The organism is Robbsia andropogonis, assembly GCF_034047095.1.
GTDB lineage: Bacteria > Pseudomonadota > Gammaproteobacteria > Burkholderiales > Burkholderiaceae > Robbsia > Robbsia andropogonis.
The window spans coordinates 144138-160555 of the sequence record NZ_CP139164.1 but is presented as its reverse complement, the minus strand read 5'-3'; the positions used below and the strand labels follow the sequence as shown (position 1 = coordinate 160555).

Annotated in this window: 11 protein-coding genes and 1 pseudogene; 6 read left to right on the top strand and 6 right to left on the bottom strand. The window is 61.3% G+C overall.

The window, feature by feature from the left end; all coding sequences use genetic code 11:
• Nucleotides 1-1308 carry a tyrosine-type recombinase/integrase gene (locus SJQ66_RS00680; RefSeq protein WP_024904624.1) on the bottom strand — a complete coding sequence of 436 codons (1308 nt, stop codon included), beginning with the start codon at nucleotides 1306-1308 and terminating at the stop codon, nucleotides 1-3.
• 213 nt (nucleotides 1309-1521) lie between these two features.
• Between SJQ66_RS00680 and serA the strand changes: the two are divergent.
• The 4 genes and pseudogenes from serA to SJQ66_RS00660 form a co-directional block, all read left to right on the top strand.
• Nucleotides 1522-2727, top strand: a pseudogene (gene serA, locus SJQ66_RS00675) (phosphoglycerate dehydrogenase); the annotation flags it as partial.
• A 202-nt stretch (nucleotides 2728-2929) separates the two neighbouring features.
• On the top strand, nucleotides 2930-4069 hold the full coding sequence (locus SJQ66_RS00670) for an alpha/beta fold hydrolase (RefSeq protein WP_046153955.1): 1140 nt from the start codon (nucleotides 2930-2932) through the stop codon (nucleotides 4067-4069).
• 105 nt (nucleotides 4070-4174) lie between these two features.
• Nucleotides 4175-4657, top strand: a complete 483-nt coding sequence (locus SJQ66_RS00665) for an ankyrin repeat domain-containing protein (RefSeq protein WP_046153966.1) — start codon at nucleotides 4175-4177, stop codon at nucleotides 4655-4657.
• 118 nt (nucleotides 4658-4775) lie between these two features.
• A complete protein-coding gene (locus SJQ66_RS00660; RefSeq protein ID WP_052738452.1) occupies nucleotides 4776-5477 on the top strand; it encodes an HAD family hydrolase in 702 nt (233 codons plus the stop codon).
• Nucleotides 5478-5483: 6 nt separating this feature from the next.
• Here SJQ66_RS00660 and SJQ66_RS00655 read toward each other — a convergent pair whose 3' ends face one another.
• From SJQ66_RS00655 to SJQ66_RS00635, 5 genes are all read right to left on the bottom strand, one after another.
• Nucleotides 5484-6446, bottom strand: a complete 963-nt coding sequence (locus SJQ66_RS00655) for a DUF2242 domain-containing protein (protein ID WP_253465051.1) — start codon at nucleotides 6444-6446, stop codon at nucleotides 5484-5486.
• Nucleotides 6443-7654 (bottom strand): FUSC family protein, encoded by a 1212-nt coding sequence (locus tag SJQ66_RS00650; protein WP_157685892.1) that lies wholly within the window; start codon nucleotides 7652-7654, stop codon nucleotides 6443-6445. The genes SJQ66_RS00655 and SJQ66_RS00650 overlap by 4 nt, the downstream gene beginning before the upstream one ends.
• Nucleotides 7655-7753: 99 nt before the next feature.
• Nucleotides 7754-9076: a threonine-phosphate decarboxylase gene (locus tag SJQ66_RS00645; protein WP_320533742.1), complete on the bottom strand. Its 1323-nt coding sequence runs from the start codon at nucleotides 9074-9076 to the stop codon at nucleotides 7754-7756.
• A complete protein-coding gene (locus tag SJQ66_RS00640; protein WP_024904616.1) occupies nucleotides 9073-10122 on the bottom strand; it encodes a CobD/CbiB family cobalamin biosynthesis protein in 1050 nt (349 codons plus the stop codon). Before SJQ66_RS00640 ends, SJQ66_RS00645 begins: the two co-directional genes overlap by 4 nt.
• The gene (locus SJQ66_RS00635; RefSeq protein ID WP_407691460.1) at nucleotides 10119-11969 is read right to left on the bottom strand and encodes a cobyric acid synthase; all 1851 of its coding nucleotides are present in this window, start codon (nucleotides 11967-11969) and stop codon (nucleotides 10119-10121) included. The genes SJQ66_RS00640 and SJQ66_RS00635 overlap by 4 nt, the downstream gene beginning before the upstream one ends.
• A gap of 779 nt (nucleotides 11970-12748) precedes the next feature.
• On the opposite strand from SJQ66_RS00635, the gene SJQ66_RS00630 reads away from it, so the two are divergent.
• Entirely contained in the window at nucleotides 12749-15019 is a 2271-nt protein-coding gene (locus tag SJQ66_RS00630) for an EAL domain-containing protein (protein WP_320533741.1), read from the top strand.
• Nucleotides 15016-16371: a methyl-accepting chemotaxis protein gene (locus tag SJQ66_RS00625; protein WP_024904613.1), complete on the top strand. Its 1356-nt coding sequence runs from the start codon at nucleotides 15016-15018 to the stop codon at nucleotides 16369-16371. Before SJQ66_RS00630 ends, SJQ66_RS00625 begins: the two co-directional genes overlap by 4 nt.
• The last annotated feature ends 47 nt before the right edge of the window (nucleotides 16372-16418 follow it).

Sequence of the window (16418 nt, the reverse complement as noted above, 5' to 3'; positions counted from 1 at the left end):
TTACCGCACCTTTTGATCGTTGTCGCGTCGTCGGGAGGGGCGAGCGCTTGTGGCACCTTCGCCCGCCGCAAGTGCTGCCGGTGCGGCGCGGGCCAGATCCCATGCGGCCCGCAAACGCCGCGCCGACAGCGTTTTGATCATGCCTAGCCGTTCCGCGACCTGTTCGTCCGTATGGCCCGCTGTGAACAGCGCGGCGGCAAATGCATTTCGTAACGTCTGCGGGCTGATGCGGCCATGATGGGATGCATGTAATCCACAGCGTTCGACCAACGCGTCGATCGCCCGTAGTGCGGTGGCCTTATGCATTTTCAGGCCACTTCGTCCCGCGGGGAATACCAGTTCGCCTTCCACGCCCTGATCCGTTCGCGCCCGCAACCAGCACAGCAGGATCTCGGCCGCGTGAGCGGGAAATGGCACGGTGCGCTGTCCGTCGCCGCCGGCGGTGCCGTTTACGCCGACGGTGCTATCCGCGTCTTCGGCATCATCGTGGACATACCCGCCCGTCGTCGCCTTTGATGTTGTCTCGGATCCCTTGCCGGCGCGGCCATTTCCGCCCGCGGCAGCTCGGGGGATCAAGACAACTCCGCCACGTTCATCGGTTTCCTGTTCAGGGGACCATAGGGCCGGAGCATCGTCCGCGCGCTCCGGTTTTGCGTCGCTATCTGTCCGCGCCAAGGTATTCGGTGGCATCCAGGCAATCCGTAACTGGCGCAGATGCATCGATTCGAGTTCATTCAACTTCAGACCGGCGCCGAGCAACATTGCCGCCATCGCCCGGTCCCGTAGGTCACGCCACGGTAGTACCTGCCCTTCGGGCGATATCGTACGCGCCAATTCTTCCCATAGGCGCCCGCGTTCCGTTGCATCGAGGAAGCCGGTTGGCGCATTCGACACGGTATCGGTCCAAGGAGCATCGATCCGTCGCGTCACCGCGCGCGCTGGGTTGCCTTGTGCTTGCGACTGCCCGGTCATATCATCGAATACCCGCTCCATGATTCGGAGGTAACGCGCGCGTTGCTGGCGTTTGACATCGATCGTTGCGGCGAATTCATCGATCAACGCCGGTTCGGCACCGCGTAGTGTTCGTCCGCGTGCGGCAAGCCAATCCAGGAAGTGGTGCCATTGCGCACGATAGACGAGTACCGACGAGGTGCGGAAACGTTGCAACGCAAGCCAGTCGTCGAATGCTCGACGAGGGTCCACGTCCCAAGCCTGCTTCGTCGGCGATTGCGCACGGATGTCGCCGTTCTGATCGGTCGATGCCAACTGCGGCAACGATGGCGAGGAAGGCTGCGGTGACGAAGACATGGGTGACCGGGATCAACGTGAAGGTGGTGGATCGAGAGGGCGCGCGCAGCCGAAGACGTGATCGCCATTAGCCTCCAAAGGGTCTTTGGCGCGGTGTCATACGGTGGGCCGCGTTTGCCGATATCCTCCGATTATAAGGCGCAGACGTTTTGCAACGCTTATGGCGGTACGGCATCGGCCGCCGACTTTCACCGGCCTTTTTCATTTGGTGCATCAATGACGTCTATTCTGTTGTTGGAAGGGATACATAAAACCGCGTCGGATCTGTTGACAGACGCCGGCCTCGATGTACGTCGGCACGCCTCGGCGTTGACGGGTAAAGCACTGCATGACGCCGTGGGCGACAGCGCGCTGCTGGGCATCCGTTCAGCAAGCCACCTCTGCGCGGATGACTTTCTAGCGTTGCCGTCGTTGCAAGCGTTGGGTTGTTTTTGCATCGGCACGTCCCAAGTCGCGCTCGACGCCGCGGCCCGTGCCGGCGTCCCGGTATTCAATGCACCGTTCTCGAACACCCGATCGGTCGCTGAACTTGTCATCGCCGAAGCCGTCTTGCTGCTTCGCCGCGTGCCGGAGAAGACGGCATTGACGCATGCCGGTATCTGGGCCAAGGGCGCGGCTGGCGCCTATGAAGCGCGCGGTAAGACGATCGCCGTCGTGGGCTATGGCAATATCGGCTCCCAGGTTGGGGTATTGGCAGAGTCGTTCGGCATGCGTGTGGTCTATTACGATTTGCAGGCGAAGCTGGGATTGGGCACTGCGCGGGCGGCACCGACGCTGGCCGACGCGGTGTCGCAGGCAGACATCGTCACACTGCATGTACCTGCCACTGCGGCCACGACGAATCTCATCGACGGCGACCTGTTGCGCAAGTTCAAGCGCGGAGCGATCTTGATCAATGCATCGCGGGGCAAGGTTGTCGATATCCCGTCCCTGCGCGCGGCGCTTGACGATGGTCAACTCGGTGGCGCGGCGATTGACGTATATCCAACCGAACCGGCGAACAATCAAGAGCCGTTCGAAAGCCCGCTGCGCGGTGCCGTAAATACGATTCTGACGCCGCACATCGGTGGCAGCACGCAGGAAGCTCAGGAAAACATCGGGGTAGAGGTTGCGGCGAAACTGGTTGGTTTCATGCGAACCGGCGCCACCACTGGTGCGGTCAACGTGCCCGAAATCACGCCGGGGCCCTTGGAGGGACGGTGCCGCGTGCTGAATCTGCATGCCAACGTCCCGGGTGCGCTTGCGCGTTTGAACACGGCGTTTGCGACCAATGAAGCGAACATCGTGTCCCAACAGCTGCAAACCCGGGGAGAGTTGGGGTATGTCGTAACGGATCTGGACCGGACGCCTTCCGTGCAAGCCATCGACGCGCTGCGTGCCGAGCCCGGCTTTATACGGACAAGGGTAATCTGCGATTGATTCACGGAATGCGCAGCCATTGCGGTTTCGCTATAGCATAAGGGAGAGATGCCGAACGTCGGCGCGCTGCTGTGTCCCACATTTCGCTTCAAAGTGTAAATTTTGCGCCACACAGTCCGCCCGCCCGGTAAATTAGCGCATGGGCCGGCCGGTGGCGTTCCGCTCCCGACCCCTCACGCATGGCAAACAAGGAGACGGACGAATGACGGAGCGTACGGAACGCGGCGGGAGCTTGCCTTGGATCCTCGGAGGCGTCGCGTTGACCGCGGTGGCGCTGGCAGGAACGACTCTGTGGAACAAACGCCAGGCCAGCCGCGCTGAGCGACGGGCACCGGCACAAGGGCGCTTCGTCGATATCGCGGGGGTCCGCCTGCATTATCTTGAGAAGGGGCAGGGTCCGGTCGTATTGCTGTTGCACGGGACGGGCTTGCAAGCCACGGACTTCGTCGCCAGCGGTTTGTTCGATGTGTTGGCGCGCCGCCATCGTGTGATTGCGATCGACCGCCCGGGATTCGGCTATAGCGGCGTGTCGCCTGATGGCGGTCCGGTCCTGCATGGCCTGCGCATCGCCGATGACGAATATGGTGAAGCGGGGTTGCTTGCGGACCCATTCACGCCGGCGGAACAGGCGCACCCCGATATGCCCGTGTCGCCCATGGCGCAAGCAGCCACCATCCGAAACTTCCTCGATTTCATGGAAATCGACGAGGCGGTGGTCGTTGGACATTCGTTTGGCGCCACGGTCGCTGCGGCATTGGCACTGACTTCTCCTGAATCCGTGAAAGGCCTCGTTCTGCTGGGGGGCTATTTCTATCCTGGCATGCATCTGGAGGCATTGGCGAGCTTGCAGCAGTTACCATTGGTTGGCAGATTGATCGGCCAGTCTGTCACCCCACTCGCGGTTCGACTGCTGGCACGTCGGGCTGCCAAGCGTATGTTTGCACCGCACTCGGTGACACCGAGCTTTGAAGCGCTGGTGCCGCGCGGCATGCGTGCGCGCCCGTCCCAGGTAAGCGCGGCGGCACGGGAAAAAGCCTTGATGCTCCCGGGCGTTTTCAAGTTGCGCAAACGCTATTGGGAAATCCTGCAGCCCACGACGATCTTCGTGGGTGACGCCGATGCGGTCGTCGATCCCGGGGCGCAATCGCTGCGGCTGCATCGTGACATCCCCCATAGTGATCTGCGTATCCTGCCCCGCGTGGGACATATGTCGCATTATGCCGCGGCCCGGAAGATTGCCGCCGCGGTTGCGCAGCATTCCGGGCAACCCGCCAGTGCCTATGGCGCTTTTGGCGGCGATGTGAACGCACTATTGCAGCCTGCCGATCAACGTGGTGAATAAAAACCGCTTTTGGATACAGTCGCAATGAATGAAGCGTCCAATAGCCGCGAAACCGGCGCGACCAATGCCTCCGGGCAGGGCGGACCCGCACCCGACGAGGAAGCGATGGCATTTGCCCGCGAGGTGTTTGACTGTACTCGCCGCGGTGATGCCGCAATGCTCGGCAAGCTCATCGAGAAAGGCCTGCCCGTGAATCTGCGCAACGAAAACGGCGACACGATGTTGATGCTTGCCAGTTATCACGGGCACGTCGATGCAGTGAAGGTTTTGCTTGCCGGCGGCGCTGATCCCGATCTACGCAACGATAAGGGGCAGACGCCCATTGCGGGCGCGGCTTTCAAGGGTTATCGGCAGATCATCGATACCTTGCTCGAGCATGGCGCTGACGTGGAGGGGGCATCGCCTGACGGTCGCACCGCATTGATGATCGCGGCAATGTTCAATCGTATTGATATCGTGCGCCAGTTGATTGCGCGCGGCGCCAACCCCGACGCACGCGACGCCCAGGGAAATGATGCCCGGGTCGCGGCCCGTACGATGGGGGCGACCGAGGTGTTGGCCTTGCTTCAGGAGGGGCGCGCCGCCTGAAGGGATGGCGTGTCATGTTGCCGTATCTCCTGTTTGGTCTCGGCGGCAGATCACGGAACGATAGATACACTCCTGGGAATAAGGAATGACCGCAGTTGTACGCGCTGGGACTCATGCAATGCAATCCCCTGCAGGGGAGGCAGCGCATATCGATCTGTCCGGTAAAGGACAGATCCGCGGCGTAATCTTCGACAGCGACGGTACGCTGGTCGACAGCGAAATCTTGTCGGCTCAAGTCGTGGTGGAAATGCTGGCCGAACAGGGCATCACCATGGATGAGGAAGACGCATTGCGTCGATTCCGGGGGTGCGAGTTCGCCAAATTTCTCGCAACGTTGGCGCAAGACACGGGTTTGACCGAGCTGGACGCTTTCACAGATGGATTCCGTGATCGCAGTAAGGCACGCTATGCCGCCCAATTGCAGGCAATGCCGAATGCGGTCGCCCTTGTGCGTGAACTGCGGGTGCCGATATCCGTTGCATCGAACGGGCCACGCGATAAGTTGGATGTCTGCCTGCGTGCGGCCGGTCTGCTTGCGTATTTCCCGGATCGCATTTTCAGTGCCTATGAGGTTGGCGCGTGGAAGCCCGATCCTGCGTTGATCCTGCATGCGGCCAGCGCGATGGGGGTAGCGCCACTGGACTGCCTACTCGTCGAGGACAGTGTCGTTGGTATCGAGGCGGGACTTGCGGCCGGTGTGCACGTTGTCGGCTACCGACTTGAGGACCACGTGAAGGCGCGCTTGAGCCGCCCGGTGCCCGTGATCGAAAACATAATGGAGGTAGTGGATTGGATCGCCCCAGACGCGCAACGCGTCTGATACGGGCTATTTTGCCGCGCTGGGCGCCGTAGGCGATGACGCGGCCGCAACGCCGGATGCGGCTGACGAGGCTGTAGGCGCCGCCGCGGTGGCGGCAGGAACAGCCGGGGCCGAGGCGCTTGAAGCCGATGTGGCGGCGCTCGCGGGTGCGGATGATGCCGCGGCCGCATTTGGTGTACCCGCGGCCGGCTGGGTTATCGGTGGCGGCGCGGGTGTGGGCAAGGGGGCGATGGTATCGGTCGTCGAGGGTGTCGTGCCAATCACGACCGGCACTGGCTCCGCATTACCGAGCTTCGGCGATGCAAGTGGTGCGAGCCTATTGCTGATCACGTCCGCATCCGACACAGGCGTTGCGCGAACAACCGTTTTCAAATAGTGATCCACCAGACCGAAGAATCGCTCATAGAACAATCCTGGTGGGATGGTCTGACTCGAAATTTTCACCATCGAATCATTGTTCGAACGAATCGGCAGCGAAACGGAACCGAGGACACTCAGTCCCACGCTTGCGGACGTGTCGCTCTTTTTAAGCGCGTAATTGTCCTGTACCGCGTTGACGTACAGCACGCTCGCGCTGGACGACGACTCGCTCGGCGTACAGACGATGTGAAACGACACTGATACGTGATTTTCCGCGCTCGGTTGGAACCCCTTTGTCGCGTCCACGGTATCCGATGTCGACGTGGATGTCGTATAGCCCTGGCTCAAGACTGCCCGGCGCGCGGCCTCGCAGGCTTGCGCGCTGGTCGCGTTGAATGTATGCGCATACGGACTGATGTTGGTGGAAAACAGATCCGGCTGGAACGGTTTCTGCGAAGAGCCACAGCCCGCAAGCAAGGCAAGCGATGATAGCGCCACGGGTACCGCCCATGGGATAGCGGCAAACAAGCGGCGTGGTGACATTGACGACAGGGATTGGAGTGCGTGGCGCATGGCAGCAGGACGGCGACGACAATGGCAACTGGTCATGATAGCGCCGCGTGGCCGGCGCCGCCAGTAGATTCCCCTACGCGCGTGTTACGCGGCGTGTTTTCCATCCCGTCGTCCCCATCTTCGTCTCTGTCCCGGTCATCGTCTTGACCGTCATTTTTCTCGCCGGCTTTGGTTTCGGTGTCCGTGGCGCCTTGCAGCAGATCGGCCAAATCCGTGATATCGCGGCGCAACGTCTGAATCGTGAACGGCAACACTCCCAGTTTCTGCTGCGCGGCGGCAGCCAGATCCGGGGCCCTTTCCGAGGCCATCGACAGCACCTCGATGACCTTGCCGACGGCCTGGTCGAGATCCTTGATTGCGCTCGTCGATCCGCCATGGGTCAGCGCATGCCCCAACGCCTCGAAGGCGCGATGGGATACGTCGGCAAGTCCTTCGATCGCACTGTCCAGTTCGGGCCACTCCGCGGCTTGCGGCCAGTCATCCGTTGCCCGACCGACAAAGATCACATCGCTATGGATGCGACGCAGCGCGCGAATTTCCACGCCCAGATCAAGATGACGTGCGCCGGGCTCGCGACGGGCGTCCTGCACACTTTTTTCCGCGGCGGCGATCGCCGCGCGTACCTTGTCATGAAGCGGGATGATGCGATCGCTTTGTATACGACCACGCTCGACCAGGAAGCGATCGAGCAGATCGGCCAGTGGGCCCATGGCCCGCGCGCATTGTCGGCGAATCGCCCGATGCGCATGTGATGGGAATACCAACAACGAGACCAGCACGCCAAAGACCGTGCCGAGGGAGATTTCCAGCACCCGATACGCTGCACCGAGCCAAAACGGATGAAAGTCCGCGCCGGCGAGAATCACGATCACCGCGGTGATCGGCGCGATACGATAACCTGGGCGGGTGGCCGCCATGAAGGCGAGCGGTACCAGTGCAATCAAGAGTGCGAGCCATACCGGGGCCGCCAGCGCGAGGAGGGGCGTGACCAATGCGCCGACCAGGGCACCCGCGACAGTTCCGACAAGGCGGTCGATGCTGACGGTAACGGTTCCTCCCACATTGGCCTGAATCACGACCAAGGCGGTGATGACCGACCAGAAGCTTTGCGCGAAGCCGAAATACTCGGCGCAGGCGTAGGACCCGAAAGCGCCGATCAACAGCCGGGCCACCATGCGGCCGTGCGTGCGCATAATACGCAGCACGGCCGGCGCCAGTGTGCGAAGCGTGGTAAGCGACTTCATACGGCATCCCTCATCTGTCTCCTTTGTTTCTTTTCTTGTCGAGGTCCCGATTGCCGACCTTCGGCGCGGGGCCTCGTTACCACGGTTCAGCGTCATGGCTCATGCCGATGCGCTGCGTTTGGCCTGTCCGATCGCTTGTAACGCCTGGTCCAGTCGTGTCAGCGCGGCATCGGTGCCCGGTAGCCCTATTCGCACGCTCGGCAGGCTGGGTGTCGGCGTCAAACCGTCTGCGCGATCGGCCGATCTATCCGGTGCCACGCTTGGCGATGTCTGGAAGGAGGGCGCTGGAAAACAGCGTATCCAGATGCCATATTCCGCGAGCTGGGCTTGCAAGGTCAGCGCTTCGGCGTACGGCCACCAGGCAAACAACGGTGTGATGCGCGCGGGGAAGCCGTGTTTTACCAGTATTGCGTACAATCCGCGGCTTTGGGCGCGCAGTGTCTGGCGCATGGCTTCCTGCCAAGGCCGATCCTGTAGCGCCTCGCGCGCCGCATGCCGGGCCGGTCCGGCGACGGTCCACGCGCCGAGGTGTCCGCGTAAGGCGTCGCACACAGCGGGTGACGCCACCACGAAGCCGGCGCGTATACCGGCAAGACCAAAGAACTTCCCCACGGAACGCAGCACGATCAAGCCATCCTGTGTGATGTCTTTCGAGATGATTGAAGCACATCCCGGCTCCGGTGGAGACAACGGCGCGGTAGGGTGCGTCGGGACGTCCGTCGGCGTTTCCGCCACGTCACGGTCCATCGCCGCGTCGACGGGGGCACATGCATAGGCGTCCGCAAATGCTTCGTCGACGATCAATGTGCCGCCGCGCCGTGCGAGCGTCTCGCGCCAGCGATGCAGTCGTGCCACCGTGTGCCGATCCGTGGTCGGGTTGTTCGGATTGACGACGACTAGATAACGCACCGTATCCGGCAATGTATCGAGCGGCGCGGGGTCCGCTGGATCGAATCGATGTACGCGAATCCCCGCGGCGGTGAATGCGGGCGCATATTCACCATAAGTCAACGTTGCCACGGCGGCGTCGCCGAGCGGCAGTGGCGCTGGCGGGCTGCAAGTGCTTTCCGGCGCCATCGCGTTCGGGACGGACCCCATGGCCGCGAGAATGCCCGGGAGGGCGCGGATGACGGCTTGCGTGCCCGCCACCGGCAATATCGCGCTTGCGTGGCAGCCATAATAGGCGGCCGCAACCTCGGCCAAGTCGTCGTGGTCATCGGGTAGCATGCGCCAGATTCCGGGGGGCGGCATCGATACCGGATAGGCCTGCGGATTAATGCCTGTCGACAGGTCCAGCCAGGCTCCCCGGGGGCGTTTGTAGCGGTCGATGGCACGCTGCAAATCACCGCCATGTACGACAACGTCGCGTCGCACGGACGGGCGCGGCGGTAATGATGGGATGCTGGCGTAATGGTCGCTCATGACCAGGCGCGTGGCCATAGGGCCAGGGTGACGCCGATGCCCATGGCAATCGCCAGCCAAAGCAGAAGCGTACGCTGGACCAAGGCAAGGGCGCGTGTCACATCCCGTGCCATCGGCGGGGCACCGCAGCCCAGCAAGGGGCGGTGCTCGTCACGACCGTGGTAGCGTGCGGTACCGCCCAGCTGTACTTGCAGGCTCCCCGCGCCCGCCGCCATCACCGGCCCGGCATTGGGACTGTCCCAGGCAGGGGCTTGTTGTTGCCAGCAACGCCATCCGTCACCCGCGGCTCCAAGGGCAAGGTAGGCCATCGCGGTCAGCCGCGCCGGGATCCAATTCGCGATGTCGTCTATTCGTGCCGCGGCCCAGCCGTAATGCAGCAGGCGTGGCGTTCGATAGCCCCACATCGCATCCAGCGTATTGATCAGGCGATACGCCAACGCGGCCGGGCCACCCCCAATGAGAAACCAGAACAGTGGTGCGAAGATCGCGTCGCTGCCGTTCTCCAGCGTGGACTCGACCGCGGCTTTGGCGACCGCAGTCTCGTCCGCATGGGTCAGGTCGCGCGACACGACACGCGCCGCCGCTGCCCGGGCGGACATGAGGTCCGCCCGCGCCAATGCCTGCGCAACCGGGGCAATGTGATCGCGCAAACTGCGCGCGCCCAAGGCGAACCACAACAACAGCACATGCAGTAACGCCGCTATTGGCCAGGGGCAACGGTGCAGGATGAACGCGGCGGCGGCCGTGGGCGGAAGCACCACGCATGCCCATCCAAGGAACCCACGCATCCGTGCGCTTATCGCGGCGGCGGCGCGATCGGCTGACTGCGCGCGAACATCGTCACATTCATCCTCGCCGCAGCGTGGCACGTGCACGTGGTGCGTCCGCGAGGGGGCCTTTCGATTGAATGCGCGCTCGATGCCGTTGGCCACTCGCCCGACACCGATCAGGGGATGCCAGCGTGCAGGCTCGCCGAGGCATCGGTCAACGGCGACCGCGGCAAGGGCAAGCAGGCTGCCCGTCAGGAACGAAAATGCGCCGATCATGTCGCCGAACCGTCCATCTGCGAACCATTGCCGCTATCCGGCACGACGGTCAAGGGTAGCGGCAGCCAATTTGCAAGCCGTGCAAGATCAAGGTGCGATTCCACGGCATCGGTCAATCGATTCAGGTCGCGCTCACGGCGAGCCGCCAGGTCTAAACCGGCCAATGCGGAAGAGGGGCTGGTTGTCCCTTCCGATAAGCACGGAGGAAGTACCGTTGACGCATCGATAGCACTTGCCCATCCGAGCAGGGCCTGGGCGGCGTCGGGATGATCGAAAAGGCCATGTAGATAGGTCCCCAGAATCTGACCGTCGTCGGATTGCGCACCATCGAATCGAACACTGATGGGATCAGGCACATCTGTTTCGCAAGCGCCCGCGCGATCGGGTAACGGTGCGCCTGGATCGGTTTCCCGGCACTTGGCGTCGCCCGTTCCCGTCGTCGGTGACAGGGGGGCGATCGCATCGGCGCGTGTCTCCTCGATACGGACAAGCGGACGTGACAGGCCGGCACCATGGCTGGTACCCATATGAATTTCATAGCCGATCACGGGAATCGACATGGGTTGCAAGCTACTGCTCGGCGTGCCGTGCGATGCAAGGGTCAGCGTACCGCGCACGTTGCGTAAGTGCTTGTGCCGTCCGATCGTTGTCTCGATATCAAGCAAGGCGAGGCCGGGGCTGCTGCCGGGTGGTCCTTCGAGCCCCTCGGGATCGTGAACTTGATGCCCAAGCATTTGGAATCCACCGCAAATACCGATGACTTTGCCTCCGTACCGCAGGTGACGGCGCAATGCGGGAGCCCAGCCCTGTGCGTGCAGCCACGCGAGGTCGGCGCGCGTGCTTTTGCTGCCGGGCAAGATCACGAGATCGGCGGGTGGCAACGGTTCGCCTGCTCGAACAAAACGGAAATCCACTGACTCGTTCAATCGTAGCGCGTCGAAGTCCGTCGCGTTCGAGATCCGAGGAAAAGCGGGCGCCACTATGCGAATGAGCGCGTTTGCAGACATGGGGGTTCGGGTGTCCGGTAGCGCATCTTCCGCATCCAGATACAGGCCTTGCATAAAAGGCAGTACGCCCAGCACCGGCTTGCCGGTACGGGCCTCAAGCCAGCGCAGGCCGGGTTCCAGTAACGCCGGATCGCCGCGAAAGCGATTGATGACAAAGCCGACAATGCGCGCCTGTTCGGACGGTGCCAAGACGTCCAGGGTGCCCACCAGATGTGCGAATACGCCGCCTTTATCAATATCGGCGACCAGGATGACCGGGCAATCGACGGCTTCGGCGAATCCCATATTGGCAATGTCGCCTTCACGCAGATTGATCTCCGCCGGGCTCCCCGCACCCTCCACCAATATTGCGTCGTATTGCTGTTGCAATCGCCTGTAGCTGCGCAGGACACCGTCCATCGCAACGGGTTTGTAGGCGTGATAATCGCGCGCATTCAGGTTGGCGACTGGCTTGCCGTGGACAATCACTTGCGCCGTGCGGTCGCTGCCCGGTTTCAGCAGCACGGGGTTCAGATCCGTATGCGGCGCAATACCAGCCGCATAGGCCTGCAAGGCCTGCGCGCGTCCGATCTCGCCACCGTCCACACTGACCGCGCTGTTCAACGCCATGTTTTGTGGTTTGAACGGCGCGACTTTGACGCCGCGTCTTGCCAGCAATCGGCAAAGCGCCGCTACCAGCGTGCTTTTGCCTGCATCCGATGTCGTGCCTTGCACCATCAGCGTGTGACAGCGGGCAGGTAAGGCATTGCCGACGTGAAGGGGGGCGATCGAAGACGTTGGTTCGGGAGCCGTGCGGATGGGCATTGCGGAGGGGGCAGCGGAAGTAAAGGCGTCAGGCATTGTATCGGTTAAGCGGCGGCCGGTTTGTCGTCTGCCCCTGCATCGATGCGGGACATGGGCCATCAGTGGCGAGCCTACACCATAGCAAAAATGTCATGCCAGGTGCACAGCTACGTCAGGTGTTTCGTATTGCCGCGATAAAGGAAGGTAACAGGCAGCGACGTACCGCTACGCGGTAGCACGCCGCTTCCTTTTTCGGTCTGCACTCGAAGTGAGTGGATAATGAATAATCAATTAGATAAATAAGCCCGTCCTCTTCCGGTGTTTTGCGATGTATTCCGTGGTTGAGGCTTGACGTTGAGCAACGGAGGTGACGAGACGTCATAACGTAGGCAGGCTGCTAAGCCTTGCCTGATCAAGCTTTTCGGATTGAATGTTGCGAAATTGCATCGCACAGTTCTTTTGTCGCAAAGCGGAAATATGGCTGATCCGAATTGAATGACTGGCCGTATACGGTTCTAAATGACTACGGAAAGTATCGGTGCAAGAAGACACATTGAAAGTGATCGGTGAAAGGGTTGATTACATCGTCGATTTGGCAGCGATTGAGCGGTAACTCCGTGGTTTAGTGAAATCGTTCCCGTGGTGCCGCGAGGTTTGCATCCCCTCGATTCGAGTCGATTTTTCAAACGCTCGTCTGTATGTTACGTAACCGTAACGGTACGTAACGTCTTCGAAAATGATGCGTTAATTCGATAATCTCGTGTATATATTGTCTTAACACGCAACAACCAATCGTCGCGATTGCTTTTTCGCGGCACATAATGTCAGGCCATACGATGGATGCCTTGCACCGAATCTCGCCTCCTTTGCCATTCAACGATGCAGAACGCCTGCGCGCGTTGTGGGACAGCTGCATCCTCGACACACCGCGAGATCCCGCGTTCGATGCGGTTGCGCAGGCGGCGTCGGAGCTGTTGCAGGCACCTATTGCGGGCATATCGTTGGTCGACCAGCATCGGCAATGGTTCAAGGCGTCGGTCGGGGTGGGTCTGACCGACACTGCACGCGAAGATGCGTTTTGTGCGTATGCGATCTTGCAGCGCGAGCCCCTGATCGTACTGGATGCGCGCTGCGACGCGCGGTTTGCGGACAATCCCTTGGTCACCTCGCCGCCAGGCGTTCGGTTCTACGTAGGTGTTCCGGTGCGTAGTGAAGATGGCATGCCGCTTGGCACATTGTGCGTTGCCGATGTCGCGCCTCGTGGCAGTGTCGAGCCACACGTGCTGAAGATGCTCGAGGACATGGCCGAGACGGTGGAGGTAATGATCCGGATGCATCGCTCGTCGCATTATGTCGATCGCGCGTCGAATCTGCCAAACCAGCGCCGCTTCCACGAGAACGCCGCAGCATTGCGCGAGAGTGCCTTGTTGGCGACGGAAGGCGACCATACGACGTTGGCCTGCGGGCAAGGCCATGACGTTGGCGCGGAAACGAGCAAGTCTCCAGGTACGGGCAAATGGCGGGCGTATGCCGCCCGGCAGGGCTTGCTGCCTGCCTCGAGCGACATGGCGAGTGCATATTGGGCCGTTTGTCTCGAGGCCGTGCCGGCCAGACGCGCGGAAGACTGGCTGGCGTGCGGCAAGCCGGAGCGAATTGACCAGCACATTGAGCATATGGCCGCTTGGCTCCGATCCGCTGTCGTGACCCGCGATGGTGTGTACCGGTTGTCAGCACGACATCTGGCCTTTTTTGCGACCATGCCGCGTGCCGATATAGCGAAAACGATTGCCGCGCTCGCATCTGATTTGCATCCTGATGACGCGGCAGGTACGCGAGCCCGGTTTGCACGCATGGTGACGGCCATTGCCGAGGGGCCGCACGATGATCAAATGAATGCGTGTGCGGGTGAGATGCAACTCGTGGCGATGCGGGTGGACGCGTGTAACAGTAGTCACGATCTGATCACCGCGTTGATGGCGCCGCGTGTCGCCGTGCATCACACCCGGGAAGTACGCCGGTCCATCGCGTTCGATACAAGCCGCACCGCGCATGCGTCCGGCGCAGGTAAGGGCGCGGGCCAGGAGTATGCCGTAAGCACGATCGGCGCGCTCACGAAATCGCCTCGCATGGCCGGGTCCTACACACCGGTTCGAGATGGATGCCAGATGCGTGTCAATCTCTGTGCGGCCATTGCTGAAGGATTTGACGTGATTTTGCCGGAAGAGCGTATTGATGATGGCACGGGCCAGGCACCCGGTACCGGCTTTTACACGGCAGATGGGGTGGTGTCGCTGACATCAGCGGCTCAAGGTGTGGTTGGAGAAAAGTTGTGCGCCGTGCTGGATGCGACGCAACGGCATGGGCTCCTCGATTGGTTTTCACGGTGGTGGACGATGGAGCGGCGCACTTCCGCGCGACTGCAAATCCGAGGCGGGGCGACGTTGCTGGCGCAATCGCCAAGACAATGGCTCGATGCATTGCTGCATGTCGGCTTACTGCCGGCCCAAGTGGAAATAGCGGTACCGCTCGCGCACCTTTGCGAGCGCTTTGCCGATACGCAAAAGCGGATTCGGGCATGGCGCGAATTGGGGATCGGCGTTGTCGTCACCGGATTTGGCGCAGGCTTCGATACGGTGCGCTGGTTGCCAACGCTGCCCCTGACGGCCGTGTGCTTTGATTTTCGGGTCATCGAAGCCGTGCGCAGCACGCCAAAGCACGCACGGGTAGTGCAGCGCTTGGTCTCACTGGCCCACACATTGGAAATGCGCGTCAGCGTCGAAGGCCTGGAAAGCGAGGAAGCGTTGCGCATCGCAAGGGGCCTTGGGATCGATGAGGGCAGTGGCGACGCCGTGGCGCACGTGCTCGAAAGTGACAGCGCCATTCGACCGGCACTGGCTCGCGCATCAAACGGTGTGATGACCGGTTCAGCCAATGTTCCGCTCGCGAGGCATGCCGTGCCGTTGTTGCGCCAGGTGGGCGACGCGCCGGCGGTATCCGGTTGCCAGCATGGCGAAGTATGTAATGCGGGATGTATTCCGCCTCGAATGTCCGCACGCGATTCGGTTACGCGTGCTTCCATGTATCCTCGTTTCCGATTTCAGTCATGAACGTTACCTCGTTTTTCCGCTCGTTCCGTGAACGTTTGATGGGTTCACATTCCGTAGACGATCTGACCGGGCAAGTGGCGGCGATCGACAAATCGCAATCGGTGGTCGAATTTTCGCTTGATGGCAGGATATTGGACGCCAATGAGAATTTTTGTCGTCTTTCCGGCTATTCACGTAAATTTCTGATTGGTAAGCATCATCGGATATTCGTTGAACCGGCAATGCGCGCCAGCGCAGAAGATCGGCGTTTCTGGGACAAGCTGGGGCGCGGTGAATTCGATGCCGGTATCTATAAACGCTTGGCTGCGGACGGTCGCGAAATGTGGTTGCAGGCGACGTACAATCCGCTGCTTGATACTTACGGCCGCCCATTCAAGGTAGTCAAGTACGCGACGGACATTACCGAGGAACACGAACGCACGGCGGAACTGGACGGGCAGATTGCGGCCATACGCAAAGCCCAGTTGGTTGCGGAATTCGATCTGGACGGCAATGTGCTGACGGCGAACGACAATTTTTTGCGGACATTCGGTTATCGCATGGAAGAGTTGCATGGCACGCATCATCGACGCCTCGTTGCGCCAATGGATCGCGAGAATGCTGAATATCAACGTTTTTGGGAAAAGCTCGGCCAGGGCGAATACGATGCGGGCTGTTATCCGCGCGTATCGAAAAGCGGTCGCACGGTATGGCTGCAAGCGACGTACAATCCGATTTTCGATTGCAATGGCCGACCGTTCAAGGTCATCAAATACGCGACTGACGTGACCGAGCAGACGGTTGCGACACGGACCTTGCAGGACGCGGTGCTGAAGCTTTCGGCGGCATTGCGTACCAGCGCTGCGAATGCGAAAGAAGCCAGCAATATGGCGCAGGATGCGTCGGAGGTGGCGCTGCGCGGAGGACAAGTCATGGATGAAGTGATCGAGTCAATGCGCGAAGTGAAGGAAAGCGCGGAAGTGATTTCGTCTATCGTCAACGTCATCGATGACATCGCCTTTCAGACCAATCTGCTGGCATTGAATGCGTCGATCGAAGCCGCATGGGCCGGTGAGCAAGGAAAGGGGTTCGCCGGCGTCGCCAATGAGGTGCGGGCACTGGCGCAACGCAGTGCGGATTCGGCGAAAGAGGTCCGCGACCGTATCAGTAATTCGGTGGAGCAGGTCGGTGTCAACGCGCAGCGGGTGGCCGCCGCGGGTGAGACGATGTTCGAGATTGTCGGTTCGGTGGAGCGTGTGACCGGGAAGCTTGGAGAGATCCGCAATGCGTCGCTGGCGCAGTCTGCCGGCATGCATGCGCTTCATGCCGTGGTCGCACGGTTGCCGCATGCGCACAACGATCACGCGGCCTGAGGGAGGGAGTCTGCCCCGACTGCTCCGGGCGCCATTGGTATGGGCCT

Excerpts from the sequence above, each read along its gene's own strand:
- SJQ66_RS00655 (WP_253465051.1), bottom strand. The coding sequence starts at position 6,446 with ATGACCAGTTGCCATTGTCGTCGCCGTCCTGCTGCCATGCGCCACGCA.
- SJQ66_RS00665 (WP_046153966.1), top strand. The coding sequence starts at position 4,175 with ATGGCATTTGCCCGCGAGGTGTTTGACTGTACTCGCCGCGGTGATGCC.
- SJQ66_RS00660 (WP_052738452.1), top strand. The coding sequence starts at position 4,776 with ATGCAATCCCCTGCAGGGGAGGCAGCGCATATCGATCTGTCCGGTAAA.
- SJQ66_RS00650 (WP_157685892.1), bottom strand. The coding sequence starts at position 7,654 with ATGAAGTCGCTTACCACGCTTCGCACACTGGCGCCGGCCGTGCTGCGT.
- SJQ66_RS00640 (WP_024904616.1), bottom strand. The coding sequence starts at position 10,122 with ATGATCGGCGCATTTTCGTTCCTGACGGGCAGCCTGCTTGCCCTTGCC.
- SJQ66_RS00630 (WP_320533741.1), top strand. The coding sequence starts at position 12,749 with ATGGATGCCTTGCACCGAATCTCGCCTCCTTTGCCATTCAACGATGCA.
- SJQ66_RS00645 (WP_320533742.1), bottom strand. The coding sequence starts at position 9,076 with ATGAGCGACCATTACGCCAGCATCCCATCATTACCGCCGCGCCCGTCC.
- SJQ66_RS00635 (WP_407691460.1), bottom strand. The coding sequence starts at position 11,969 with ATGCCTGACGCCTTTACTTCCGCTGCCCCCTCCGCAATGCCCATCCGC.
- SJQ66_RS00670 (WP_046153955.1), top strand. The coding sequence starts at position 2,930 with ATGACGGAGCGTACGGAACGCGGCGGGAGCTTGCCTTGGATCCTCGGA.
- SJQ66_RS00625 (WP_024904613.1), top strand. The coding sequence starts at position 15,016 with ATGAACGTTACCTCGTTTTTCCGCTCGTTCCGTGAACGTTTGATGGGT.
- SJQ66_RS00680 (WP_024904624.1), bottom strand. The coding sequence starts at position 1,308 with ATGTCTTCGTCACCGCAGCCTTCCTCGCCATCGTTGCCGCAGTTGGCA.